General features: G+C 66.4%; 15 protein-coding genes and 1 tRNA gene. 7 read left to right on the top strand and 9 right to left on the bottom strand.

What is annotated here, in order from left to right; translation table 11 throughout:
* Window positions 1–7 precede the first annotated feature (7 nt).
* Window positions 8–2,170: a S9 family peptidase gene (locus tag MLE42_RS12225; protein ID WP_243288167.1), complete on the top strand. Its 2,163-nt coding sequence runs from the start codon at window positions 8–10 to the stop codon at window positions 2,168–2,170.
* Window positions 2,171–2,443: 273 nt separating this feature from the next.
* Here the strand turns inward: MLE42_RS12225 and MLE42_RS12220 are convergent, their stop codons facing one another.
* The 8 genes from MLE42_RS12220 to MLE42_RS12185 form a co-directional block, all read right to left on the bottom strand.
* On the bottom strand, window positions 2,444–3,709 hold the full coding sequence (locus MLE42_RS12220; protein WP_243288166.1) for an MFS transporter: 1,266 nt from the start codon (window positions 3,707–3,709) through the stop codon (window positions 2,444–2,446).
* Between the two features lie 150 nt (window positions 3,710–3,859).
* Window positions 3,860–4,282 carry a CBS domain-containing protein gene (locus MLE42_RS12215; protein ID WP_243288165.1) on the bottom strand — a complete coding sequence of 141 codons (423 nt, stop codon included), beginning with the start codon at window positions 4,280–4,282 and terminating at the stop codon, window positions 3,860–3,862.
* Between the two features lie 11 nt (window positions 4,283–4,293).
* Window positions 4,294–4,998: an ABC transporter ATP-binding protein gene (locus tag MLE42_RS12210; RefSeq protein WP_243288164.1), complete on the bottom strand. Its 705-nt coding sequence runs from the start codon at window positions 4,996–4,998 to the stop codon at window positions 4,294–4,296.
* Window positions 4,991–5,710: an ABC transporter ATP-binding protein gene (locus MLE42_RS12205; RefSeq protein WP_243288163.1), complete on the bottom strand. Its 720-nt coding sequence runs from the start codon at window positions 5,708–5,710 to the stop codon at window positions 4,991–4,993. Before MLE42_RS12205 ends, MLE42_RS12210 begins: the two co-directional genes overlap by 8 nt.
* Window positions 5,710–6,759: a branched-chain amino acid ABC transporter permease gene (locus tag MLE42_RS12200; protein WP_243288162.1), complete on the bottom strand. Its 1,050-nt coding sequence runs from the start codon at window positions 6,757–6,759 to the stop codon at window positions 5,710–5,712. The genes MLE42_RS12205 and MLE42_RS12200 overlap by 1 nt, the downstream gene beginning before the upstream one ends.
* A 10-nt stretch (window positions 6,760–6,769) precedes the next feature.
* Window positions 6,770–7,639, bottom strand: a complete 870-nt coding sequence (locus MLE42_RS12195) for a branched-chain amino acid ABC transporter permease (protein WP_243288161.1) — start codon at window positions 7,637–7,639, stop codon at window positions 6,770–6,772.
* Window positions 7,640–7,745: 106 nt separating this feature from the next.
* Window positions 7,746–8,891: an ABC transporter substrate-binding protein gene (locus MLE42_RS12190; RefSeq protein ID WP_243288160.1), complete on the bottom strand. Its 1,146-nt coding sequence runs from the start codon at window positions 8,889–8,891 to the stop codon at window positions 7,746–7,748.
* Between the two features lie 149 nt (window positions 8,892–9,040).
* Window positions 9,041–10,303, bottom strand: coding sequence for a porin (locus MLE42_RS12185; protein ID WP_243288159.1), 1,263 nt, complete (start codon window positions 10,301–10,303; stop codon window positions 9,041–9,043).
* Between the two features lie 477 nt (window positions 10,304–10,780).
* Between MLE42_RS12185 and MLE42_RS12180 the strand changes: the two genes are divergently transcribed.
* From MLE42_RS12180 to MLE42_RS12155, 6 genes are all read left to right on the top strand, one after another.
* Window positions 10,781–12,022, top strand: coding sequence for a porin (locus MLE42_RS12180; protein ID WP_243288158.1), 1,242 nt, complete (start codon window positions 10,781–10,783; stop codon window positions 12,020–12,022).
* Between the two features lie 129 nt (window positions 12,023–12,151).
* On the top strand, window positions 12,152–13,432 hold the full coding sequence (locus MLE42_RS12175; RefSeq protein ID WP_243288157.1) for a sensor histidine kinase: 1,281 nt from the start codon (window positions 12,152–12,154) through the stop codon (window positions 13,430–13,432).
* Window positions 13,429–14,172 (top strand): LytR/AlgR family response regulator transcription factor, encoded by a 744-nt coding sequence (locus MLE42_RS12170; protein WP_243288156.1) that lies wholly within the window; start codon window positions 13,429–13,431, stop codon window positions 14,170–14,172. The genes MLE42_RS12175 and MLE42_RS12170 overlap by 4 nt, the downstream gene beginning before the upstream one ends.
* A gap of 130 nt (window positions 14,173–14,302) precedes the next feature.
* Window positions 14,303–15,706, top strand: a complete 1,404-nt coding sequence (locus tag MLE42_RS12165; RefSeq protein ID WP_243288155.1) for an SLC13 family permease — start codon at window positions 14,303–14,305, stop codon at window positions 15,704–15,706.
* Window positions 15,707–15,710: 4 nt separating this feature from the next.
* Window positions 15,711–17,114: an FAD-binding oxidoreductase gene (locus tag MLE42_RS12160; protein ID WP_243288154.1), complete on the top strand. Its 1,404-nt coding sequence runs from the start codon at window positions 15,711–15,713 to the stop codon at window positions 17,112–17,114.
* Entirely contained in the window at window positions 17,111–18,343 is a 1,233-nt protein-coding gene (locus MLE42_RS12155) for a (Fe-S)-binding protein (RefSeq protein ID WP_243288153.1), read from the top strand. Before MLE42_RS12160 ends, MLE42_RS12155 begins: the two co-directional genes overlap by 4 nt.
* A 160-nt stretch (window positions 18,344–18,503) precedes the next feature.
* Here the strand turns inward: MLE42_RS12155 and MLE42_RS12150 are convergent.
* A tRNA-Arg gene (locus MLE42_RS12150) sits at window positions 18,504–18,580 on the bottom strand.
* Window positions 18,581–18,582: the final 2 nt, after the last annotated feature.

Below are 18,582 nucleotides of genomic sequence, written 5' to 3'. Positions count from 1 at the left end.
AGCCTCCATGCCCGTCCGCGCCCTCCTGGCCTGCCTGATCCTCGTCCCCGCCCTGTTGGGGCAGGGCTCCGGCCAGCTCACCCTCGAAGCCGTCGCGCATCCCACGAAGCGGGTGGCCTATGCGGGCCGGCCCGCCACGCACCTGGACTGGCTGCCGGACGGCGCCCTGGTGGAAACCCGCCGGGAGGGCGATCAGGTGGCCCTCTACCGGATCGACCCCGCCACCTGGGAACGGAAGCCCCTGCTGGAGTCCGCCCGCCTCCAATCGGCTCTCGTGACGGCGGGGGCCGGAGACGCCGCTGCCAAGGAAGCCCTCGGGCGCGGCGCCTTCATCTGGAAGGAGGACCACAGCGCCTTCCTGCTGACCGTGGCGGACGACCTCTTCCTGGTGGACGTGAAGGCGGCCACGGCCAAGCGGCTCGCAGGGGGGAATCCGGAAGAAGCCTCCTTCAGCCCCGACGGCCGGCAGGTCGCCTATCTCAAGGGCAACGACCTCTATGGGGTGGAGGTGGCCACAGCCAGGGAGACGCGCCTCACCACCGGTGGCGGGGAGACCGTGTTCAATGGGCGCCTGGACTGGGTGTACCAGGAGGAGGTCTATGGCCGGGGCAGCTTCCGCGCCTTCTGGTGGGCCCCGGATTCGAAGCGCCTGGCCTACCTCAGCCTCGACGAGACCAAAGTGCCGGTCTACACCCTCATGGATGACCGATTCCAGCCCCAGAAGGCCCTGAGGGCCCGCTATCCCAAGGCCGGTGATCCCAATCCCACCGTCCGCCTGGGCGTGGTGGACCTCACGGGGGCCACCACCTGGATGGACGAGCCCTATCCCGGCCAGGAGACCCTCATCGTGCAAGTGGGCTGGGATCCGGCCGGTCGCTTGCTGGCCACGCATCAGGACCGGATCCAGAGCTGGCTGGACCTGCGCCGCTACGATGGGGCCACATCCCGGCTGCTCATCCATGAGAACGGCCGCGCCTGGCAGGAGCGGCTGCCCCTGCCCCACTTCCTCTCCGATGGGGGCTTCCTGTGGGAGTCCGGGCGCACGGGGCGCCACCACGTCTATCGCTACGGGAAGGATGGGCAGTTGATCGGCGCCGTCACGGCCGGGGACTGGGATGTCCGGCAGGTGCATGGCGTGGACTCCGGAACTGGGCAGCTCTATTTCGACGCAACCGAACGCAGCCCCATCGGCCTGGACACCTACCGTGTGGGACTCGACGGGAAGGGCCTCGTGAGGCTGACAGACCGACCCGGCACCCACCGGGTGAAGCTCAACGCCGCGTTCACCGCCTTCCTCGACACCTGGAGCGACATCCACACCCCGTTCCAGCAGGCGCTCCATGACGGCCAGGGCAAGCTGGTCCGTCTCGTCGACGCCAACCCCGCCGAAGCCTGGAAGGCCCTGAAGCTCGGCAAGGTGACCTTCCAGCAGGTGAGAACCCGCGATGGCTTCCCCATGGAAACGATGCTGGTCCTGCCCGTGGACTTCGATCCCGCGAAGAAGTACCCCGTGTTCCAGACGCTCTACGGCGGGCCGATGGCCCCCGAAGTGCGGAACCTCTGGCGACGGGACATGCCCTGGTTCCAGTTCCTGGCCCAGCAGGGCATCGCCACCTGGATCTGCGACAACCGCAGCGCCTCGGGGAAGGGCCTGGCCAGCGCCCATGGCATCTACCGCAACCTGGGAGCCCAGGAGCTCCAGGACCAGCTCGACGGCCTGGCCTGGCTGAAGGCCCAGGGCTGGGTGGACATGGACCGGATCTGCCTGGACGGCTGGAGCTACGGCGGCTTCATGACCACCTACGGCCTCACGCACAGCAGGGCCTGGAAGCTGGGCATCGCCGGAGCGCCTGTGACGGACTGGCACCTCTACGACAGCATCTACACCGAGCGCTACATGGGCCTGCCCAGCGACAACAAGGCGGGCTACGACTCCAGCTCCGTGCTCAAGGCCGCGGCCAACCTGACCGGCAGGCTCCTGCTGCTCCACGGCACCCTGGATGACAACGTCCATCCCCAGAACACCGTCATGCTCATCGACGCCCTCCAGAAGGCCGGGCTCTCCACACAGATCGTGCTGCTGCCCGGTTCCGACCACAGCCCCCGCGCGCCCCAGCACAACTGGGCGCGCTTCCAGGCCATGTGGGAGTTCCTGTCGAAGTACCTATAGAGTGCCTAACAAAACCCCCACGGGGTCGCGCGAGGGTCGTCGGGCGAGCGAGGCGAGGAACGCGAGTAAAGCGTAGCGGGTACTACGCGCGACGAGCGTGACGCGGCATCGCGACGCCCGCCGGCCCTCGCCCGGAGGGAGAAGGCCAGGTGGGCGCCTCGCGGCGTCAGGTCCCTTGAACGATGTCCCGCATCGCCCTGCGGGACCTTCCTTGCGGAGCATCCCACCTGGCTTTCTCGCGGCCCCGTCGGGGTTGTGTTAGGCACTCTTAGATCAGGCTTCCCGTGTTGCGGGCAGCATACGGTCGTACACCCAGAGCAGCGCGGCCGTGAGCACGCCCACGCCGATGATCGTCCAGAGCATGCCCGCCGGCTTGTGCGTCACCTCGCCGAAGTGGTGCATCAGTTTCCCGCCGAACCAGCCCCCGATGAGGGAGCCAAGGCCGATGGGCAGGAAGGCGAAGCCCATGTAGGTCCCCTGCTGACCCGGGGGGGCGAGGCGTGAGATGTACTCGTAGTAGCGCGGCGACTGCACGATCTCCCCCAGCGCCACGCAGACGAGCGTGATGATCACGCCCGTCACGGTCGGCCTGAAGATCAGCACGATCCAGGCGAGGGACGACATCAAGGTGCCGAGGGTGACCGCCTTCACCGAGGCGATCTTCTGGGTGGCCAAATTGATCAGGACCGTCAGGGAGATCACGACCAGCGGGCCCGTCATCAGCAGCAGTTCCGTGTCCGCCTTCGGATCGATGTATTTGGCGACATACAGGGGCAGCGTGATGAATTCCTGCCAGTACACCACCCAGTACCCCGTGAAGATCAGCAGGAACAGCATGAACTTCGGGTTCGAAAGGACCGTGAGGAAGTTCCTGCCCGTCTCCGCCAGAGAGGGAGGCGGCACATCGCCCTCTTTGCGCGGTTCCTTGAACAGCAGCAACACCGCGAAGAACATCAGGAACACGCTGATGGCCGCTACGCGGAATACATTCTCCACGCTCATGTGCCGGTGGACGTACGATGCCACAAAGGGACCGGCGGCGCCGCCGATGTTCACCAGCGTGTAATAGATCGAATAACCGATGGAGCGGACATTCTCCTTCGAGGCGCGCGCGGTGGTTCCGACCACGGCCGGCTTCACCAGCGCGATGCCGAGGGCCGGCAGCATCAGCAGGAACGCCACGAGCGCCCCGAGCGGCACCAGGCCCCTCACCGGAGCCATCCAGGAGGAGCCGAGCGATCCCAGAAGGAAATAGGAGCAGCTAAGGATCAGATAGGCGAGGGAGAGGGCGCGACGGAAGCCGAGGCGATCGGCAACCGCGCCCCCGAAGGCCGCCAGGAACCAGACCAGCCCTCCGAACAACCCGGCCAGGCTGCTGGCATCCTGGGTCGGAAACCCCAGCGATTCGTTCAGGTATCTGGCCAGGGAGGCGAAGGCCGCGTAGTAGGAGAGCCGCTCGAACAGCTCGCTGACGTTCGCGACCCAGAAGGGGCGTTCGAATCCGTCGCGGATCTCACGCAAGCGTCGAGCTGGGCTCAAGGGACCTCCTGGGGAAGGATGATGACCTTCGATCTTCCCGGGGAACCGGAGGCAGGGTCAACCCATGCCCTCCAGGAGCCTGCCTGGGAAGCGCCTGGGAGGCCGCCGCCATCGCGCCGCGAGGCCCCGGTGGCGTGTCGGATGGAGGACTTACTCCCTGGCTTTCGCGAACTCCACCACCGCCTTGAGCATGTCACCCACGGACATGATGCCCACCAGCTGCCCCTTGGCATCCACGACGCACAGGCCGTAGAGCTTGTGATCGAGGATGGACTGGGCGGCCGTGGCCAGGTCCGTGTCCGGCGTGACCGTGTGGGGATTCGGATTCATGACCTCCTTCACGGCGGTCTTGGAAAGCAGGTAGTGCACTTCCCAGGTGTCCAGCGACGTGGCCTTACCGGGTGTGTAGTCCTTGATCATGCGCTCGGTGATCAGGCCGACGAACGCGCCCCTGGCCATGACGGGGAGCCGCCGGATGCCCTTCTCCTTCATGAGGTGGATGGCCTCGATGATCGAGGCATCCTCCTCGATGGTGATGGGGTTCTTGGTCATCCACTTTTCGACGGTATTCATGAAGGGTCTCCTCACATGCCCAGGAAGGCTTTCTTGATGTGTTCGTTGGCGAGCAGTTCCTCCCCGCGGCCCGTCATGACCACGCGGCCCGTCTCCATGACGTAGGCGCGATGCGCGATGCGAAGGGACTGGTAGACGTTCTGCTCCACGAGAAGGATGGTAACGCCCTGCTTGTTGATGCCGGTGATGATGTCGAAGATGTTCTTCACCAGCAGGGGCGACAGGCCCAGCGAGGGCTCATCCAGGAGGAGCACCTTGGGGTTGGCCATGAGGCCCCGGGCGATGGCCAGCATCTGCTGCTCGCCTCCGGACATGGTCCCGCCCAGCTGTTGTTCGCGCTCCTTGAGACGCGGAAACAGCTCGAAGACCCAGTCGACGTTCTTCTGGCGATCCGCCCGGGTGGCCTTGACGTAGGACCCCATGCGGAGGTTCTCCATCACGGTCATCTCCGGGAAGATCCGGCGCCCCTCGGGCACCTGGACGAGCCCAGCCTCGACCACATGATGCGGGAGCATCTTGCCGAGATCCTTGCCCTGGAAGGTGATGCTCCCGGAGGCGGGTTTGACGAGCCGCGAGATGTTCTTGAGGGTGGTGGATTTCCCGGCACCGTTGGCACCGACCACGGTGACGATCTCGCCTTCGTGGACTTCCAGATCCACATCCCACAGGACTTTCAAATCGCCATAGGCGAAATTCAGCTTCTCGACCTTAAGCATGGCTCTCACCCAGATAGGCATCGATCACGTCCTGGTTGCTCACCACCTCCTGGGGGGTGCCCTCGGTCAGCTTCTCACCGGAGGTGAGGACGACGATCCGGTCGGAAATGCGCATGATGGCCTTCATGTCGTGCTCGATGACCATCTGCGTCAGCCCTTGCGCCTTGATGTCCAGGATGAGCTGGATGATCTCCTCGCTCTCGGCGGGGTTGAGGCCACCCATGACTTCGTCCAGCAGCAGGAGCTTCGGCTGCGTGGCCAGGGCCCTGGCCACCTCGAGCTTCTTCCGTTCGCCGATGGGCAGGCCCCCGGCCAGGAAGTCCGCCCGGTGCTCCATGCGGACCACCTTGAGCTGCTCCATGGCCATGTCCCGGGCGGTCTTGAGCGAGATGGTGCGGACCAGGGCCCCCACCATGACGTTGTCCACCACGGACAGCTTGGCCAGGGGGCGGACTTTCTGCCACGTCCGGACCATGCCGAGCTTGCAGACCTTGTCGGGCTGGAGCCCGTTCATGCGCCGGCCATTGAAGATGACCTCGCCCTTGGATGGGGGGTAGTAGCCGGTGATGCAGTTGAAGAGGGTCGTCTTGCCCGCGCCGTTGGGTCCGATGAGGCCCATGATCATGCCCTGCTCCATGGAGAAGGACACATCGGAGTTGGCCGCCAGGCCTCCGAAGAACTTGCTGACGTTCTTGATCTCCAGGATGGGCATCAGGCCGCCTCCCGCTTCCGGCGCGAAGCCAGTTTCTTGACGAAGCCCATCAGGCCGTCCGGCATGAAGAGGATCACCAGCACCACGAGGATGCCGTAGAGGAGGACGTGGGCGTGGGCGAGGTTCTCCTTGAGGAAGAGCCCCACCTTCGAGTCCGCGCTCACGAGGCCGATCTTCACGAGCCCCTCGGTGATCATGTTGCTGCGGAGGGCCTCGGAGAGGGGAACGAGCAACAGGGAGCCGAGCACCGGGCCCCAGATGGTGCCCATGCCGCCGATGATGCAGATCAGCATGATCTGGACGGACACATCCAGCCCGAGCACCGTGGGGGGATCGACGAATCCGACGTAGATGCCGTAGAAGCTCCCGGCCAGCGACGTCAGCACCGCCGAGATGACCAGCCCGATGTTCTTGTAGACCGAGATGTGGATGCCCAGGGAGTGGGCCGCGTCCTGGTCCTCCCGGATGGCCTGGAAGTAGTAGCCCAGCTTGGAGTGCTGCACCCAGTAGGCGATCGCGAGGGTCAGCAGGGCCAGGAAGAGGCCGATGTAGTAGAAGGGCACCTTCGTGAGGAAGTCCGTCACCACCCGCCCGCCGATCTTGAAGGCGGGGATCTCGGTGACCAGGATGCCCTCGGCGCCGTTGGTGAGCGTGGTGAGGTTGATGGCGGACAGCCGCATGATCTCGGCCACCGCGATGGAGGCCAGCACGAAGTAGGGGCCGCGCAGCCGGAAGCAGATGCTGCCGATCACGAGGGCCACGACGATCACCGCCGCCACGCCGGCCCAGACCCCCACCCAAGGCGCCACCTGCTTGGAATACATGAGCATCATGGTGGTGTAGGCGCCCACGCCGAAATAGGCGGCGTGGCCGACGGAATACTGACCCGCGTAGCCGCCGAGGATGTTCCAGCTCTGGCCCTGGGACACGCTGAGGAACAGCAGAATCATCATGTGCAACGCGTACGGGCTCTCCACGAAACGCGGAATGACCAGGAGGCCCGCCAGTACGATGAGGCCGATCGCGGCCTTGAGCATGCTCTTGTTCATGTCGTCCTCCTCAGGTCCGCGACTTGCCCATCAGGCCCGAGGGCTTGAAAAGGAGTACGAGCAGGAAGAGCACGAAGACCACCACATCCTTCCATCCGGAGGAGATGTAGACCGCGCTCATGGATTCGGTGATGCCGATGAGGATCCCGCCCAACGTGGCGCCCACCACGCTGCCCATGCCGCCGAGCACCGTGATGACGAAGGCCTTCAGGGTGAAGGTGCCGCCGACCTGCGGGAAGATGTAGTAGGTCGGCGAGATCAGTGCCCCCGCCGTCCCGGCCAGGGCCGCGCCGAGACCGAAGGCGATGACGGACATGCGGCTGACGTTGATGCCCATCAACTGGGCCGCGTCACGGTCCTGGGCCGTGGCCCGGATGGCCTGGCCCGTGTCCGTCTTCAGGAGGAACCAGCCCAGGGCCGCCGTGATGACGGCCGTGATCAGGAAGGAGACCAGCAGGGGGGTGGAGATCGACACCCCGCCACCCACCTGGATGGTGGAAGAGGAGTACGAGGTGGTGAGGATCTTGTAGTCCGACGTGAAGATCAGCATCACCGTGTTGCTCATGATGAGGCCCAGGCCGATGGTCAGCAGGATCTGGTTCTGGGCGACGGCGTTGAGCACGCGGTTGATGAAGACCTTCTGGAGGAATCCCCCGAAGAAGAACATCAGCGGGAAGCTGATGAGCACGGAAACGAAGGGGTCCACACCCATCAGCGTGAACAGCAGATAGGTGAGGTACATCCCGACCATCATGATGTCGCCGTGGGCGAAGTTGATGACGCGCATCACGCCGAAGATGAGCGTGAGCCCGATGCCGATGAGCGCGTATACGCCACCGATCAGGACGCCGCTGATGAGGGATTGTAGGAAGACAGCCATGGATTCGCGGGGCTCCGGAAGGAAAGTCCCAGTCCGGCTCCGCCGGACCGGGACACGGGGGCCCGGGGGTGTGCGCGCAGCGCGGAACCCCCGGTCAGATTCAGCCTCACTTCCACTTCGGGAAGGGGAAGATCGCCTTCTTGGTGGCGAACTTGGCGGGCAGCACCGTCTCGTAGTTCCCCTGGATGATCTGCTGCACGAGCATCTGGTGGTTGTTCTGGTTGGTGAAGCCGTCGTAGTCGGCGAACTGGACCTCGCCCATGACGCCGTTCCACTTGCCGGCCTTCAGGCCATGCTGCGTCTTGGCCCGGTCGCCGCCCGCGTTCCGGGCGGTCTCCGCCATGATCATCATGGAGGCATAGGCGCAGGCGGCGTGGTAGGTGGGCTCCTTGCCGAACTTCGCCTTGAAGCGGGCCTCGAATTCCTTGGCTCCGGGCCAGTTCACGTCGCCAGTCCACTGGGTGCAGGAGATGACGTTCTCGGAGATCGCGCGCTCCTTGGCGAACTCGGGTGTGGTGAAACCCGCGCCGGCGCCCAGGAAAGCCTGGGGCTGGAGGCCCACTTCCTTCGATTGCCGCATGAGCAGGATGGCGTCGGCCACGTACGACACCATGAACACCAGGTCCGGGTTCCTCGACTTCACCTTCGCCAGAGTGGACCGGTAGTCCGCGGCGCCCTTGGGGTAGGGTTCGTCGGCCACGACCTGCATGCCCTTCTTGGCCACGTACTCCTTGGCGGTCTTGGTCGTGGACGTGCCGAAGTCAGTGTTTTCGTAGATGAAGGCGATGGATTTCGGCTTGCCGAGGGCGGCGGCGGCATCGATGAGGCTGGAGGCGTACTTGTCCGCGGGGGCGTTCATCCGGAAGACGTACTTGAGGCCCTGGCGCGTGATCTCCTCCTTGGCGGCGGCGGGGATCAGGAGGGGGACCCGGTACTTCTCCGCCAGCTTGGCGACGGCGTTGGAGCAGGCCGAGGTGTAGGGGCCCACCACGCCCACGACGTTGTCCCGCGTGGCCAGCTTCTCCATGGCGCTCATGGAGATCTGCGGCTTGCCCGTGTCGTCCTCCCACACGAGCTGGAGGTTGATGCCCTTCTTCTTGAGGTCCTCTTCGGCGAGCTTGATGCCGTTGGTGATGTGTTCCCCGATGGGTGCCTCGGGTCCGCTCATGGAGTTGATGACGCCGATCTTCTGCGCCATGAGACACGGAGAAAGGGCTAGAACGGCGCCCAGGGCCAAGAGGTGCTTTCGCATGGCAGCTCCAATGCAAAAGAGATGTGGTTGGAAGGTATGGGAAGTCTACACCTGCCGAGGGCCAAAAAAATCACGGAACCCGCGGGTTGTGACCCGTGAGTTCCGTGACCGTGCAGAGAGAAGGATCTGCTAGGTAGAACGTGCTCTGATCAGAAGCCGATCATGAGCGAAGCGACGAGGCTGTCGCCGCCCTGCTCGCCGGTCTGGCCGGCGCGGGGAGCCAGGAAGTTCTTGCTGCGGTGGACGTAATCGAGCTTCAGCTTGCCCGCGCTGTACTTCGCCGGGTTGAAGAGGAAGTTGTAGCCCACGGTGACTTCGGTGTACTTGGGGCTGTAGTCGCCACCAGCGGCGGGCGTGTAGGGGCTGGTCGCGGTGTACCAGTCGTCGCCCGAGTTGTAGTTCATCACGTCGTAGCGGGCGGTGAACCAGTGGCGGCCCATCTTGTAGGCGCCATCCACGGCGATGCCCTGGAACTTCTGGTCGAGGTGCTCGCGGAGGGGATTGGTGGTGGCAGCCGCGAAGAGGGTGGGGAAGCGGCGGCCCAGCAGGCCCGTGGCGAACTCGGCGCTGGCATGCCAGGTGGCGTTGTCGAAGGCGTAGTAGGCGCCCATCAGGGTCGTCTTGTCCTTGTTGTCCTTGATCTGGGCGGCGCTGACATAGCCGGCGGTCACCCAGGCGGAGGCGTTGTTGAAGGTGGAATCCTTCAGGTTCGTCACGCCCTCGCGGTAGTAGGCGCCGAACTTGTGCTCGGGGCCGTAGGCGAACTCGAGGCGGGTGGTCCAGTCCTTCTGGGCGTTGCCGGAGCCGGTCACGGTGTTCTCGTTGTTCTTGCCGCCGCTGCCGTCATCGGTGGTGCCGTTGGAGACGGCGAGGTTGATCTTGCCGTTCCAGCCCTTGGCGTCGCCCCAGCTGTAGATGCCCCAGACGCCGCGGTCGCGCTTGTCACCGAACACGCGGTTGATCTGGTTGCGCTCGAAGAACAGGATGTTCGTGGCGGCGACCATGGTGGCTTCATAGGTCGTGGGCATCTTGAACTGGCCGGCCTTCACGCTGAAACCGCTGCCGATGTTCCAGGTGATGACGGCATCGTGCAGCACGTTGTTGGGAACGGCGGCAGTGTTGCTGTTGTTCGGATCGAACATCAGGTTCCAGCTGACGTCGTCGGTGATCTTCCCGTTCAGGTAGATCTCGGCGCGCTTGACCGCGAAGTTGTTCTCCTGGAACCGGGAGTCGAGGCCGTAGTACTTCGAGGCACCGGCCGTGGCGGTCGCGTTGTTGCGCAGGTTGCTGTCCAGCATCTGGGTCTGCCAGAACTCGATGAGGACGCCGGTGAGCTTGACGTCCTGGGCCTGGGCCTGGGTGACCCCAGCGGCGAGAAGGGCGGCAACGCCAGCAAGGCGGGTGATCTTCATGGGTGGGCTCCTAATAAGGGAGGGTTGAGGGGATTGAAGGGTGGAGGAGATGAGCGGACGGATCAGGTCAGACCACCAGATGTCTGGGACATCAGTCGCGGAAAATCTGGGGGATGATCAAACGGATTCAAGCTAAACGGGGGAGTCGCTTGCGTCTATCAAAAATGAACCAAAAGTTCCGATGGTTGTGATGATAGGCACAAAGGTGTGGCGACACCTCGAGGGCCGCCTGGCTGGCAGGAGATCCCGCCCCCTTCGCAACGAGTGATCGGCCAAGGTCCGCACTGGTCAAGAACCGTGGGTGGATTGGGCAAATCCAGATTTCCATAAGCCTGCGCCCCCTGTAGAAAATCGGGACCGGCGGGGGGCGGACTGAATTCACGTCTCAGACACAGGACCGGACCAAGGTCTTCGCGGGCATGTCACAGGGAGCCGGGAACCTTTCCCCCATCGGCCTGTCGGCCCCTAGGAGACCTCATGAAGCGCACGCGCACCCTCAGCCTGGCGGCCCTCGCCCTGGCCACCCTGCCCGCCTCGGCCCAGACCGCGAAGATCGGCGGCGACATCCAGCTCTGGTACACGCAGATGATGGACAGCAATCTCCGGTACAACAGCGCTGCTCCCGGTGGGTACTACAACCTCCGCAGCGAGTTCAAGGAGAACACGTTCGCCATCCGCCGGTCCGAGATCAAGATCTCCGGCAATGTGGCCGAAGGCGTGGATTACGAGGTCATGTTCGACCCCTCCATCTCCACGGGAGCGTCGAATCCCATCATCCTGCAGGACGCCTTCGTGGTCTGGAAGCCCATCGCCGGCATCGATGTGAAGGCCGGCCAGTTCAAGAACCTCCAGACCTACGAGGGCGTGACCAGCTCCACGGAACTGCTCTTCGCGGAGCGCAGCCAGCTGGGCCGGATGTTCGGCGACAAGCGCGACCGTGGCCTCGCCCTCGGCTTCTCCTACGGCGACCCCAAGGGCTTCGCCGGCAAGGTCACCGCGGCCGTGTTCAACGGCATGAACGACGCGACCTCCGGCAAGACCAACGACACCAATGCCCAGAAGGACTTCGTCCTGCGCCTGGACTTCAGCCTGGGCAAGGCGCACAAGTTCGGCGCCTACACCCTCCAGGGCGGCACGGACGTGGCCGACAAGGGCAACCCTCCCACCGCCATCGCGGCGAACCCTGGGGGCCTCTGGCCCAGCCAAGCCGCCATCTACGACAACAAGGACAAGACCACCAACCTGGGCGCCTTCTACGCCTACCAGGACGGCACCTGGACCTTCACCGCGGAATACATGACCGGCCAGCTCGGCCGCCGCTTCGCCACCCTCGCTGCCACCGCCCCCGCGGTGAAGCGCGAGCACCTGGACCAGAAGTTCACGGGCTACTACGTGACGGGCGGCTACACCTTCGGCCCCCACAGCTTCCTGGCCCGCTACGACCTGATGAACCTCAACAGCGGGGACGACTGGTACACCGCCACCAACCCCTACACCACGAACGTGGCCACCGGCCTGCCCACCGGCACCGACTACAGCCCCAAGTACACCGAGGTCACCGTCGGCTACACCTATGCCTGGATTCCCGAGAAGGTGAAGGCCGCCAACTTCAAGCTCAACTACATCGCCCGCAGCAAGAACTTCCTCAAGCCCTTCGGCACCGAGACCGGCGAGCAGGGCGGGAACACCGTCGTCGCCGCCCTGCTGGTGGCGTTCTAGGGCCCGGAGCCTTCCCCGGCGATCCAGCCCAGGCCTGCCTGACCGGGCAGGCCTGGGCTTTGCCGTGTCGTCCGGGGGCGGGACGCGCCCTTGGTGGGGCCGGTCGCGCGGTGGATACTTGAGCGGATGATGGACTGGACGAACTTCTCGTGGGGTCCGTTCGAAGGCAAGTTGCTCTGGGATGTCCTCCGCAACCTGGCCCTCAACGGCATGGGCGCCTATTTCGTGACCCGCCTGAGCGCGGTGCGACGCGCCCTCACGGGAACCCGCTCCCGGCGCCTGGACACGCTGGTGCTCATCCTGGTCTTCGGGCTGTTCTCGATCCTCGGCAACTTCCTGGGATTGCCCATCCATGGAGCCATCGCGAACACACGCATCGTCGGGCCCATCGCCGGCGGGCTGATCGGAGGCCCCTGGGTGGGGGCCGGAGCCGGCATCCTGGGCGGCCTGGCCCGCTATGCCATGGGCGGCTATACGGCCCTGGCGGCCCTCGTGGCGAACGTGCTGGCGGGCCTCGTGGGGGGCTGGGTCCAGACTGGGCTGGGCTACCGGCGGATCACGGTTCCCGTGGCCTTCCTCACGGGTGTGGCGGGGGAGCTGGTGCTGAAGGCCTGCATCCTGACCCTGTCCAAGCCCTTCGACATGGCCTGGAAGCTCGAGAAGACCATCGCGGTGCCCACCCTCCTGGCGAACGCCACCGCCGTGGCCATCTTCCTCCTGGTGGTGAAGGACGTGTACCGGGAACAGGAGAAGGCCACGGCCGACGCCCGCAACCAGGCGCTCCAGGTCCAGGCGGAACTCCAGGCCCTCCGGGCCCAGGTGAACCCGCACTTCCTCTTCAACACCCTGGCCACCATCGGCGCCCTGACCCGCACCAGCCCCGACCGGGCGCGGGAGATCGTCAAGCATCTCTCGGAGTTCCTGCGGAGGTCCCTGCACCGTCGCGAGGAGCAGATCCCCCTGGCCGAGGAGCTGAAGACGGTCGAGCTCTACCTGGGCATCGAGAAGGCCCGCTTCGGCCCCCGGATCGCCAGCCGGATCGAGGTGGACCCTGCCCTGTCGCACGCCCTGGTGCCCGTGTTTTCCGTCCAGGTCCTGGTGGAGAACGCCATCAAGCACGGGATCGGCCCCCGGCCGGAAGGCGGCCAGGTGGCGGTGACGGCTGGGCGCGAGGGCGGACGGCTGCTCATCCGCGTCGAGGATGACGGGTTGGGCCTCCCCCAGGACCGGCTGGACCAGATCAACCGCCGGGAGCCCGGAGGCTACGGGGAAGGCAGCGGGCTGCGGAACCTGCAGCGCCGGCTCGAGCTGTTGTGCGGTGATCCCGCGGGGCTGACGCTCTCGCGGGCCCGGGAGGGCGCCGGAACGCTGGCTACCCTGGACTTGCCGCTAAGCGAGGAGGCCCCATGAAGCGCCTCAAGGCCGTCCTCGTGGACGACGAGCCGCTCATCTGCGGGGAGCTCAAGTGCCTGCTCGAGGAGCAGGGCTGGGCCTGGGTGGTGGGCGTGTACCACGATGGCCCCTCGGCCCTGGCCTTCCTCGAGGCGGAAGGAGCCGATCTGGTTTTCCTGGACGTGGACATGCCGGGCATGGATGGGCTGGAGGTCGCGCGACGCCTGTTGTCCCTCCCGCAGCCTCCCAGGGTGGTCTTCGTGACCGCCCACGCCTCCTTCGCCCTGGAGGCCTTCTCGGTGAGGGCCGTGGACTACCTGCTCAAGCCCTTCGACGCCAGCGATCTCCGGCGGGTGGCGGAGCGGGTGCTTCCACGGCCGGCCCCGGCTCCGCACCCGGACCGTGAACCCTGGGTCCGCACCCTCCTGGTGGAGCACGGGGCCAGCCTGGAGGTGGTTCCGGTATCCGGCATCCGCCTGGTACTGGCACGGGAGCGGGAGGTGCTCGTCGAGACCCTCGACGGGCGCCAGTGGCCCATCCGCGCCAGCCTGCGGGACCTGGAGGAGCAGCTGGATCCGCGGATGTTCATGCGGTGCCACCGCAACTTCATCGTGAACCTCGACCAGGTCCAGCAGCTCACGCCCTGGTTCAACCACGGCTACCTGCTGAAGCTCCGGGCCCCCCGGGACCAGAAGGCCACCGAGGTGCCCGTGGGCCGGGCCTACGCGGACCGGATCCGGACCCATTTCCACCTTTAAGGTTTCCGCAAGGCCGCTCGTAGGCGCCTGAGGGCCGTTCGTCGCCCAGGGGATTTTCTTGACCCCCTTGTCGCGATCTGATGCCTGTGGCGGGCCGAGGGGCCCGGTTGCGCCTACGAGGAGGGTGGACATGGGTCCAAGGAAAATCGCATCGCTGGTGGCCGCGTTCGCGCTGCTCGCCGCGATCCTGTGGCTGACGCCCGCCGTCAAGGGGCTCAGCCCCCAGGGCAAGGCCTCCATCGCCGTGGCGGTCTTCGCCATCGTGGTGTGGGTCACAGAAGCCCTGGAGGACGCCCTCAGCGGCCTGGTGATCGTGTTCCTGCTGGCGGTGCTGAACGCAGTCCCTCTGGCGGCGGCGTTCGCCGGGTATTCCAACACCGCGCTCTGGCTCATCGTGATCGGCTTCATCATGGCCGGCGCCATGGAGAAGTCCGGCTTCTCCAAGCGGGTGGCCCTCTGGCTCGTGGCCCGGGCCGGAGGCAGCATCATCCGCATCTACTGGGCGGTGGCGCTGGTGATGGCGGTCATGACCTTCCTGGTCCCCTCCATCACGGCCCGCACCCTGCTGATGCTTCCGATCATCCTCGGCATCGGCCAGGCGGTGAGGGCCGAGCCCGGGAAGAGCAACACCATGAAGGCCCTGATGTTCATCGTGGCCATGAGCGGCACGATGATGAGCCTGGGCGTGCTCACGGCCCACGTGGGCAACCCCATCACGGCAGGCCTCATCGAGGCGGCCACGAAGCGCGCCGTCTCCTGGTCCTATTGGCTGAAGGTGGGCGGCATGCCGGCCTTCCTGCTGGCGTTCCTCAGCGTGTTCGTGATCCGCTGGATGTGGCCCCCCGAATCCGAAGCCGCCAGCGGCGGCGCCGACTACATCCAGAAGGAGCTCGAGGCCCTCGGTCCCTTCTCGGCTGCCGAGAAGTACACCCTGGCGGTCTTCCTGCTGACGCTGCTCCTCTGGGCCACGGACGCCTTCCACAAGGTGAACGTCGTCCTCGTGGGGGCGGCCTCCGTCATCGCCCTGCTCTGGCCGGGCAAGGGCATCATGAAGTGGAAGGAAGCCCAGACCCGGGTACCCTGGAACGTGTTCGTCCTCTACGGGGCGGGCCTCTCCCTGGGCACGGCCCTGGCATCCTCCGGCGCGGCCAAGTGGATGGCGGGCGTCTTCCTGGGCCCCATCGCGGGGATGGCCCACGTCCTGCAGGTGATCATCCTCATCTGGGTCGTGACGGCCCTCCAGATCTTCTTCACGGGGGGCGGCCCGAAGACCACGGCCCTCACGCCCATCGTCATCGCCCACGCCCTGGCCATCGGGGTGGATCCCATGGCCTTCGCCCTCGTCCTCGGCATGAACATGCAGCACCAGTACCTGCTGCCGGTCACCAACATGCCCAATGCGGTCGCCATGGGCAGCGGCCATGTCACCTCCCGGGAGATGATCCGCACGGGCGCCGTCATGAGCGTGCTGGCGGCCACCTTCATGTCCCTGGTCTCCCTCACCTACTGGTACTGGCTCGGCCTGACGCGGTGATCCCATGACGACCTTCACCGCATTCGAACCGGAGGTGCTGGACGGGTTCCGCGACGCTGTCGGCCGCGAGCACGTCATCGAGTCGCCCCTGGAAGTCTTCGGGTACTCCTACGACGCATCCTTCCTGCCCCTGGACCGGAACACCATGCCCCAGGCGGTGGTGCGCCCACGGACCACCGCCGAGATCAGCCGGGTCATGGCCCTCGCCCACCAGCGGCGCATCCCCATCACGCCGCGGGGGGCCGCCAGCGGCCGGACAGGGGGATCCGTACCGCTGCAAGGAGGGATCGTCTTGTCCCTGGACCGGATGACCTCCATCCTGGAGCTGGACACCGCCAACATGATGGTGAGCGCCGAGCCCGGCGTGCGCACGGTGGACCTCCACGACCACTGCGCCCGCCACGGGCTGTTCTTCCCCCCGGACCCCGGAAGCTGGAAGTTCTCCACGCTGGGGGGCAACGTCGCCGAGAATGCCGGAGGCATGCGCGCCGTGAAATACGGCGTGACCCGGGACTATGTGATGGGCCTGGAGGTGGTCCTGGCGGACGGCTCGATCCTCGAGACCGGGGGCAAGGCCGTGAAGAACGTCACCGGCTACGACCTCACGGGCCTGTTCGTGGGTTCGGAGGGGACCCTGGGCATCGTCTCCCGGGCCCTCTTCCGGCTCCGTCCCCTGCCGAAGGCCCGGGGCGTCCTCCGGGTGGTCTTCCGGACCATGGACGAGGCCTGTGCCGCCGTGCAGGAGATGCTGCTGGACGGGGTCACCCCCTCGGCCGCCGAGATCATGGACGCCACCTGCCTGGAAGCGGTGGCGCGGGCCCGGAACACCCCGGTGGAGGAGGAGGCCGGCGCCTGCCTCATCCTGGAGATCGACGGGGACGGCGCCGAGGCCCTGGAAGCCCAGTCCAGGCGGATCGAGGCCATCACCGGCAGGGCCGGATGCATCGCCTTCCGCTCCGCGGCCTCCCGCGAGGAGACCGAGGCGATCTGGGCCGAGCGCCGGGGTCTCAGCTCCGCCGTGGCGGCCATGGCGCCGAACCGGCTCGGTGAGGACATCTCGGTGCCCCGCAGCGCCTTCCCCGAAGTCGTGCGACGCATCAACGCCATCTCGACATCCAGCAGACTCCGCATCCCCGTGTTCGGGCACGCCGGAGACGGCAACCTCCATCCCTCCGTGCTCTGCGACCTGGCGGACCCCGACCAGGCGGCCCGGGCTCACCAGGCGGTGGACGGCATCTTCCAGGCCGCCCTGGACCTGGGGGGAACCCTGTCCGGGGAGCACGGCATCGGCATCACCAAGCGGCCCTACTTTGCCAACGCCGTGGGACCCGTGAGCCTGGAGACGCACCGGGCCGTCAAGCGGGCCCTGGATCCCCTGGGGCTCCTCAATCCGGGGAAGATATGGTGACCGCCGCCACGAAGGCCGGCCAAGGGCCCTTCGCGGCCGCTCGGGGGAAGGTGCTGGGCTGCGATCGCTGTGGCACCTGCCTGCCGGTCTGCCCGCTGTTCCAGGTCCAGGATGTGGAGCGGGCCAGCGCCCGGGGCAAGAACGCCCTCGTCCGGGGGCTGGCCGAGGGCCTCATCCCGCCGGACCGGGAAGCCCAGGAGGCCCTGGAGTTCTGCCTCCTGTGCCGGGCCTGCACGGACGCCTGCCCCGGCAAGGTCCCCACGGAGGAGGCCATGCTGCAGGTCCGCCAGGCCCTCGCCGACACGCTCGGGAGCACCCCACTCCGCAGCCGCTGGATCGGCCGGGTGCTCCGCCGCCGGAGGATGGTCGCCCTGGGTGCCGCCACCCTGGCCGGGCTGCGGGCGGTGGGGCTCCATCGTCTGCTACCGTCCCAGCTCGTACCCCGGGAGACCTCCCGCCAGGCCTACCTCGCGGAACACGCCGGCCCCGCCCTGCTGGGCGCCCCCGGTCCGAGACCGGAACCCGCCCTTCATCCTGGCGCCAAGGTCGCCTACTTCCAGGGCTGCGGCATGAAGCTGCTCTTCCCGGATGCCTCCCGGAGCACCCAGCGGATCCTTGCCCAGCTCTCGCCCTTCCAGCAGCCGGACCATCCCTGCTGCGGCCTGCCCCACCTCGCCCACGGCCAGCGCGAGGCGTTCCTCGAACTGGCGCGGGAGAACATCCGGGCCTTCGAGGCTGCGGACCTGGTGGTGACCGACTGCGCCAGCTGCGGCGGAACCCTCAAGCACCTGGCGTCGTGGTTCGCGGACGATCCCGTCTGGGAGCACCGGGCCGCGCGGTTCTCCACCAAGGTCATGGACCTGACGGAGTACCTCGCCGCGGCCGGCTACCGTCCTCAGGCTCTTCCCGGAGCCACCTTCACCTACCACGACCCCTGCCACCTGGCCCGGGGCCAGGGCATCCGCCGCCAGCCCCGGCAGCTCCTGGAGCAGGCCGGAAGGCTGATCGAGCTGGCGGAGAAGGAGCGCTGCTGCGGCGGCTCCGGCAGCTTCCACCTGGAGCACCCCCGCGCGGCCGAGGCCATCCTCCGCCGCAAGCAGGAGGACATCCAGGGAACCGGGGCGCAAGTCGTCGTCACCGCCTGCCCCGGCTGCCTGATCCAGCTGACCCGCGCCGCGGAGCAGAGCGGCGGGGCGTTCCAGGCGATGCACATCAGCCAGGTCATCTGATCCGCCCGGTTTCTCAACTCGGGGTGGCTTCTCCAGGCCGGTCATGCCCTGGCAGAAGGCCCCGAGGAGAAGCCCATCTTCCCGCGCGAGTCGACGCAGGAAGAAGGCAGGACCAAACAAAAGGCCCACCGGATCAGGTGGGCCTAAGTGTTGTAACGAGTGGTGGTCCCGGAGCGACTCGAACGCCCGACCCTCAGATTCGTAGTCTGATGCTCTATCCAGCTGAGCTACGGGACCGC

This window comes from Geothrix terrae, assembly GCF_022808775.1.
In the GTDB taxonomy this organism is placed as follows: Bacteria; Acidobacteriota; Holophagae; order Holophagales; family Holophagaceae; genus Geothrix; species Geothrix terrae.
The sequence above is the reverse complement of the archived record's forward strand: the minus strand, read 5'-3'. Positions and strand labels throughout refer to the sequence as shown.

What these genes read in the sequence shown, in the direction of transcription:
- MLE42_RS12225 (WP_243288167.1), top strand. Translation starts at nt 8, where the DNA reads ATGCCCGTCCGCGCCCTCCTGGCCTGCCTGATCCTCGTCCCCGCCCTG.
- MLE42_RS12215 (WP_243288165.1), bottom strand. Translation starts at nt 4,282, where the DNA reads ATGAATACCGTCGAAAAGTGGATGACCAAGAACCCCATCACCATCGAG.
- MLE42_RS12210 (WP_243288164.1), bottom strand. Translation starts at nt 4,998, where the DNA reads ATGCTTAAGGTCGAGAAGCTGAATTTCGCCTATGGCGATTTGAAAGTC.
- MLE42_RS12205 (WP_243288163.1), bottom strand. Translation starts at nt 5,710, where the DNA reads ATGCCCATCCTGGAGATCAAGAACGTCAGCAAGTTCTTCGGAGGCCTG.
- MLE42_RS12200 (WP_243288162.1), bottom strand. Translation starts at nt 6,759, where the DNA reads ATGAACAAGAGCATGCTCAAGGCCGCGATCGGCCTCATCGTACTGGCG.
- MLE42_RS12195 (WP_243288161.1), bottom strand. Translation starts at nt 7,639, where the DNA reads ATGGCTGTCTTCCTACAATCCCTCATCAGCGGCGTCCTGATCGGTGGC.
- MLE42_RS12190 (WP_243288160.1), bottom strand. Translation starts at nt 8,891, where the DNA reads ATGCGAAAGCACCTCTTGGCCCTGGGCGCCGTTCTAGCCCTTTCTCCG.
- MLE42_RS12185 (WP_243288159.1), bottom strand. Translation starts at nt 10,303, where the DNA reads ATGAAGATCACCCGCCTTGCTGGCGTTGCCGCCCTTCTCGCCGCTGGG.
- MLE42_RS12180 (WP_243288158.1), top strand. Translation starts at nt 10,781, where the DNA reads ATGAAGCGCACGCGCACCCTCAGCCTGGCGGCCCTCGCCCTGGCCACC.
- MLE42_RS12175 (WP_243288157.1), top strand. Translation starts at nt 12,152, where the DNA reads ATGGACTGGACGAACTTCTCGTGGGGTCCGTTCGAAGGCAAGTTGCTC.
- MLE42_RS12170 (WP_243288156.1), top strand. Translation starts at nt 13,429, where the DNA reads ATGAAGCGCCTCAAGGCCGTCCTCGTGGACGACGAGCCGCTCATCTGC.
- MLE42_RS12165 (WP_243288155.1), top strand. Translation starts at nt 14,303, where the DNA reads ATGGGTCCAAGGAAAATCGCATCGCTGGTGGCCGCGTTCGCGCTGCTC.
- MLE42_RS12160 (WP_243288154.1), top strand. Translation starts at nt 15,711, where the DNA reads ATGACGACCTTCACCGCATTCGAACCGGAGGTGCTGGACGGGTTCCGC.